The sequence below is a fragment of the Microvirga sp. GN3 genome (assembly GCF_055792825.1).
Genome location: NZ_JBVVAK010000272.1, coordinates 1 through 5,899 on the forward strand (window position 1 = coordinate 1; position 5,899 = coordinate 5,899).

Genomic DNA, 5,899 nt, shown 5'->3' on the forward strand with positions numbered 1-5,899 from the left:
AAGAAATGTAGGACCTGATTCTCTGAACCATGATGTCCTCCTAACTTTATCGAAGTATACACGTTCAGTAGACGTAAATATAGGATTATCTCAAAGCAAGAATTCCTCCGTATGATCGGAGAGACCGGACAAGATTTGCATGTGACACAAGAGATTAGAAACTTGGGACGCGGATCGCTATGCTTCCCTGATCCCCTTGGGTGCCGCGTGGATCGTGTGTGCAGCGGGGTCCAATTGGTAGGCTTGGCAATGAAGCCGCCGCCGCCCGGTATTTCGAAGAGTGACACGTCCAATACAAGGTTTTCTTGATCACCTTGGGATACGCCACGGACGCGAACGGCAAGCCTCCTCTGGTGCCTATGGCTGGAGTAGACTGCAAACTCTGATCAGAGTGACAGCGGAGGGCGCGTATGGACGAGGTGACTCAACTCGCTCGGCAGTTGCTGGACAGCGGCGTAACAAGGCTGTCTGAGCGCGAGCAGCGGGTAATTCTCCACATTGCCAAGCGTTCGCATATCGCCCGAAATGTGAACAGTGTTCTCGAAGAACAGCAGACATTGGGCGAACGCCTCGCGGATCGGGTCGCTCAATTTGGCGGTTCTTGGACCTTCATCACGATCTTCACGGGAATGCTCATCGCCTGGATTGTTCTGAACAGCGTTGCCTTGGCCCGCCTCGGCGAGGGCTTTGATCCATACCCCTACATCTTCCTGAACTTGATCCTGTCGATGGTAGCCGCGCTCCAAGCACCTGTGATCCTGATGTCTCAAAACCGACAAGCCGCCAGGGATAGGTTGGCCGCAAGCCTGGATTATGAGGTCAACTTGAAGGCAGAGGTTGAGATCATGGCCCTACACGACAAGCTTGACCGCATTAGCATTGAGCAGCTCGAAGGCTTGCTTCAGGATCAGACGCAGCGGGTTGAGGAGTTAGACAAGCTGGTGCGGGCAACCCTCCGAAGCCACTCTCAAGCTGATCTGCCAAGCATTTAGTCCTTGCCGCCCTGAATCACCTGTGAGCAATGGGCGCTGCCACAGGCCTACGCCGACGTGCTCTGCTGCGACAAGTCCATCGACATGGGCCAGCTCGCGCAAGCCCTTTTCGGCTGAGATGCTGCACTGGGCTCGTCACCCGCCTTGGCGGAGGTCTGGTGATGGCACACTCCAGAAGTACGTCAACCTTCCGGAATGACCCAGCGAGCAGACCTACTCTCATCCATCCTTGATGGTTGTTTTGGACCTCGTCCTGTGCTGCCTCCCAACTGGTGGAGATGTGCCGCTGATGAACAGCAACAACAGAATTCAAAGGGGATGACGTTGGGGTCAATCCTGCGGCACTGTATGGGCAGGGTCGAAAGGATCGTCATCTGGTGAGAACTTCATGAAGGCATCGAAGCTCGCGAGCTCTTCCTTCGAAGGCACCCTCCTGTCGACGGCGATGGATCGCAAGCCGTCAGCGATACTTCTCCGGGTAACTTCTCCGAGGATAACGGCACCGTTGCTGAGCTCGTAGGACATGCTCCCAGTCCACATGTCGATGCGCGCATAACCAGGTGCATACGCTATTTGCTTTGCCTTGCCCGACACTTGGTGTTTGGCGAGCGCAATTCGCAGGAATTCAAGCTGCCCGAACAGCACGTGGGTCCGAGAGAGGTCATCAGAAATTGAGGATACCAGAGCAGGTTCGGCTAGAGCCCTTTTCAGTAGATCGACGAAGGCGGCTTTATTGACGTGCAGAAAGGACTGGTCTCTTTCGAGCGCTGCAATCTTAAGAGACAGGCCACCGCTCGATGTCCACTTTTGGATGTTCTTTGCCCGCTCGCGCCAAGTTCTCAGGAGCTCGTAGACGGCGAACATCCACATCTGGCTCTGTGCGTTGAGGAACATTGCACCTTCAACGTCGATACCTTCGTCCCTGAAGCGCCATCCGCGAGCCTCGGTCTCGATAGACATCAACCACTTGTCGACCAAGGCGACGTTCGTTGCCTGCATGCCCAAAAAAGTGTCCTCACCGAGCACGGCGAGACCGCGCAGTGCATCATCGAGCTCGTGCATCTCGATTTCGTCTGGCTCGCGTGGCATCGGCTCATCGTGATCGTCATCTTGGTAATCACACGGGTCCATCCAGCACCTCTCTGGCAGGCTTTATAGTGTCTGGGAGCGTCCCCGTCGACGACCGACATGCGCCTCCCGCCCGGGCGCCATAGGGTCAAGGGATTGCATCCGGCCGTCTCAGATATGGCCTCTGGTATCTCTATGGCTTGTCCATCTTTCCGCCGGCAGACACCATGAGATAGCCAGCCATAGTGATACCCGCTCCGCAGATCCCCAAGCTGGCAAGGGAGGCGTGCCTCCCCGTTGACCCCACAGCCGATGCGGCCAGTGAAAGGAACAAGCAACAATGTGTGATGCCGACATTGAGGATCTTGATTGCCTCATGAGAGAGGCCATCGATGAGGCAATGATTGCCGAACATCACTTCCTTCTCGGCCTTGTCGGTGAGGCCAGACGTGATGCAGCTCATGCCCGATGGAAGGAGGTCCATGCACTCTGGCTTCATGCCCATCGAGCACGCGATGCAAAGCAGGAACCGAGGACAGCAGCGTGACTCTCCGGGCTGTCCATGTCCGCCTTGGTCCTGAACTCGCAGCGGCTTTGGATGCCGCCGCAAGTTCGGAGGGCATTAGTCCGACGGGATGGGTCCGAGCAGCTCTTGTTCGCGCTCTCCCCGTCTATGGTGAAATTCGTTCACTGCCGCCGTCCCCACGGCGCAGATCCGCGATTATACCGACAGAGGATGTGATGGCAGTCGCGCGGCTAGTCGGCGCCGTGGGATCGTGCTCCGGAGCGACGATCCAGCTCGCGAGGGCGCTTCGTGAAGCTGGACATCCAGCCCATAGCGATACCGAACTGGTATTGCGGGATTTACGGTCGATGCAGGCCCAGCTCGTCGAAGTCCCGAGTGCCCTGCGACGTCATATCGGCTCCGCAGGTAGGACACATCGTGAGGGCGGCCCGTGATTGCTGGTGCAACCCGAGGCCAGGGCGGCCCAGCGCTTGCGCGTCATCTTCTGTCGCGGAAGGGTGGACAGCATGTGAAGGTCTTAGAGCCACGCGGCCTCGCCGCCTCTGATCTCCCTGGACAGCTCCGCGAATTGGTTGCATCGGCCGCACACGGCCGTACCGATCGCCCCGTGCATCACGTTCACATTGATCCACCGCCCGGTTGCGACGATCCGGACGCGGTGATGCAAACCTTCATGAGGCACTACGAACGGGAATTTGGACTTGAAGCCGCTCCGCGTTGCGGCGTGCGCCACGAAAAGGACGGGCGCACTCATTGGCACGTGGTCTGGAGTCTAGTTCGGTCAGACGGTCGTACTGTCGACTTGCGGCACGATCATGCGCGCCGAGAGAAAGTCTCACGCCTCGTGGAATTCGAGTGCGGCTTGCCGTGGACGAAAGGCAAACACAACAGGGCCGTTGCGCAGGCATTGCGCAGGGACGGCCGGGCCGATATTGCGGACGCGATAGAGGCGGCCGGGCTGCTCGACGGCCGCCCTCCCATTGCCCAGTCGACGCCGCGCGAACGCGCCCAGGCCGAGCGTACGGCGGTCCCACTCGCCGAGGTGAGAACACGCGCACTGGCCGCGTGGCGTTCCAGCGACAATGGTCATGGCTTCGCGGCCGCGTTGCGGATGATGAGCCTGAGGCTCGCCCAAGGCGACCGTGGTTTTGTCTTGGTCGACCGTTCCGGATCAATCCATTCCCTTACACGCAGCCTGTCAGCCGCTGCCCGGAGGGACGGCGACCGGATCACCGCTGCCGATGTCCGTGCCCGACTTGCTGAGCTCGCCATTCCTACGATCGAGGAGATTCGAGATGATCGACAAACCCGCTCCGTTGACACCCCGCGACCTGTTCCAGGAACAGCTAGCGACACGCGACGACGTGCGCCGTCTACACCCGCTGCTGTCTCTCCTCGACGAGGAGACGACCGAGCGTGGCCCGCTGGACGAGATCAAGGCTCTCCTCACAGCGATTCTGGAAGCCATGCAGCACCAATCCGAAACCCTCGGTCGGCTCGACGCCGCGTGCACGAGCGCATCGCCGCCGCGGCCCTTGGCACCATCGACGTCGGCAGGCTAACGATTCAGGCCGCCGCGCTCGCCGCCGGCCACCATCGGACGCACAATGAACTTGGTTCACTAAGGGAGGGCGGTATGGCACGAGGATTCAAGGCGGCGCGGGCACTGGATTTTAAGGCGCAGCTCCTCGTCGACGCTGCTCCACAGGGGTTCGACGCGTCGGCGTGGCGCGATGACCTGCACATGATCAAGCAGCCTTCGCCTGGCCAGCCGACAGCGCGCATCCTGCTGCGGGATGGCGGCTGGTGTGAGATTGATGGGTACGGCAGAACCGTCCGGACGTGGGGTGCCCGGGGCCGCGCAGATGCCCTCGCGGCTGCTCTTGCTGAAGCGGGTAATTGGGAAACCCAACGCCTGGAGCGAACCACCACGATCGCTCGCAGCTCCAATGCTTCGCGCCGCGAGCGCCTGACCGAGACACAGGCTGAGGCGCTGGCCCAATGGTGGCAGGATCGGGGCTACTCGGCTACCGCCGCACCGGACGGCTGTTGGTTGCAGGCCGGGACCTCCCGGATCAGGGACACAGGCGATCACTTGGAAATCCATGGCCCGGTCTCCGATGAAGCGATCCGTGCGGCCATCATCAAGGCAAAGGAGGCTTGGGGTGGGGCCGCGGAACTAACAGGCAGGTGGTCACAACAGGATCAGGATCGCATCTGGATCGAGGCGCAACGGCAGGGCGTCCGGCTCGAAAATTGCAAGCCATCCGACGCAGTACGTCGAATGTGGGAGCGGGAACAGGCGACCGCCGAGGTACACACCCAGACCATGAGCCTTGTGCGGGTCGGTACCCGCGAGGCTGAATCCTTACGTGCTGCGGCGCAGGGTGACCCCGCCGGACTTGGCAGATTGCCGCCCGAGCTCCGGGCCTTTGTCACAAGCTACCTGGATGACGACCAGCGCGCCGAACTCGCGACGTCAGACGTGGCAGACATTGTCCCGGAGCTTTCCCGCTTTCACGCTCTCGGGCGGGCGGAGCTGATCGAGATCGAGCGTCGCAATGCCGCGCACAGTCACTCCGCTCTGCTCAATCCTCCTAAGTCCGATCCTCGTCCGGCCGCCAACGACCCCGCACCGGTGCTGGAATGACAGGGATGCGGGACGCGGAGGCCTTGCTGCTACGGCGATACGTGATCGAAAGGGCGGCTGGACGTATTCCGGCTGCCGAGTGGGCGAGCTATGAACCTACCTTGGGAGCTTGGCTGTATTGCGACGAACGGACGGCCCGCGCGGCTCAGCACCGACGCCGCCTGCGCAGGCCGGGTGCCTTATGGTGCCCGGTCTTGGGCAATCGGATCGCCATCGCCCGGGACCGGGCGCTCCAAGCCTATTTCGAGACGGTTGACGTCGATGGTTGGAGCCGTCTCGCGGCCGCCGTCCGTGCTCGGCCAAGCGACTGCCTGCGCCGTTGGCGCGAGGCAGGCCGGCGCATCATAGCTGCAATGGCAGCCGATCCTTCCGGAGACCGACCGCCGCTCGGAAAGCTTGCTGGATGGCCTTCCCGGCGCGGCATTGGCTCGCGCAGCCTGCTCAGCAGCGGGTACCATGGATGAGTATAATCCCGTCCCTGATATCAGGCCCATTCAGCCTTCGCAGTGTCTGGGCTTCGCGGTCATTACGAACCTCTTAGAGGCTGACTGAAAAAGGTTGAGTGGCCTCAAGGCCCTGTGATTCCGTCGGATTTGCGAAGATTCGATGGAGTTCACGATGGTATGGACCGAAGCCACTCGCCGACAGTATCGGCGAGACGGA

General features: G+C 60.7%; 6 protein-coding genes and 1 pseudogene. 5 read left to right on the forward strand and 2 right to left on the reverse strand.

Annotated features, from left to right (window positions below; genetic code table 11):
• Positions 1-410: 410 nt before the first annotated feature.
• Entirely contained in the window at positions 411-992 is a 582-nt protein-coding gene (locus tag ACS5Q1_RS45985) for a DUF1003 domain-containing protein (protein ID WP_473104471.1), read from the forward strand.
• A gap of 330 nt (positions 993-1,322) precedes the next feature.
• On the opposite strand, the gene ACS5Q1_RS45990 is transcribed toward ACS5Q1_RS45985, so the two are convergent.
• The gene (locus tag ACS5Q1_RS45990) at positions 1,323-2,123 is read right to left on the reverse strand and encodes a hypothetical protein (protein WP_473104472.1); all 801 of its coding nucleotides are present in this window, start codon (positions 2,121-2,123) and stop codon (positions 1,323-1,325) included.
• 1,070 nt (positions 2,124-3,193) lie between these two features.
• Here ACS5Q1_RS45990 and ACS5Q1_RS45995 point away from each other — a divergent pair.
• A pseudogene (locus ACS5Q1_RS45995) lies at positions 3,194-3,391 on the forward strand (relaxase/mobilization nuclease domain-containing protein); the annotation flags it as partial.
• Between the two features lie 30 nt (positions 3,392-3,421).
• On the opposite strand, the gene ACS5Q1_RS46000 reads toward ACS5Q1_RS45995, so the two are convergent.
• Entirely contained in the window at positions 3,422-3,676 is a 255-nt protein-coding gene (locus tag ACS5Q1_RS46000) for a hypothetical protein (RefSeq protein WP_473104475.1), read from the reverse strand.
• Between the two features lie 205 nt (positions 3,677-3,881).
• Between ACS5Q1_RS46000 and ACS5Q1_RS46005 the strand changes: the two genes are divergently transcribed.
• The 3 genes from ACS5Q1_RS46005 (at position 3,882) to ACS5Q1_RS46015 (ending at position 5,700) form a co-directional block, all read left to right on the forward strand.
• Positions 3,882-4,148, forward strand: coding sequence for a hypothetical protein (locus tag ACS5Q1_RS46005; RefSeq protein ID WP_473104476.1), 267 nt, complete (start codon positions 3,882-3,884; stop codon positions 4,146-4,148).
• A 74-nt stretch (positions 4,149-4,222) separates the two neighbouring features.
• Positions 4,223-5,236: an LPD7 domain-containing protein gene (locus ACS5Q1_RS46010; protein WP_473104474.1), complete on the forward strand. Its 1,014-nt coding sequence runs from the start codon at positions 4,223-4,225 to the stop codon at positions 5,234-5,236.
• A gap of 5 nt (positions 5,237-5,241) precedes the next feature.
• On the forward strand, positions 5,242-5,700 hold the full coding sequence (locus ACS5Q1_RS46015) for a hypothetical protein (RefSeq protein ID WP_473104473.1): 459 nt from the start codon (positions 5,242-5,244) through the stop codon (positions 5,698-5,700).
• Positions 5,701-5,899: the final 199 nt, after the last annotated feature.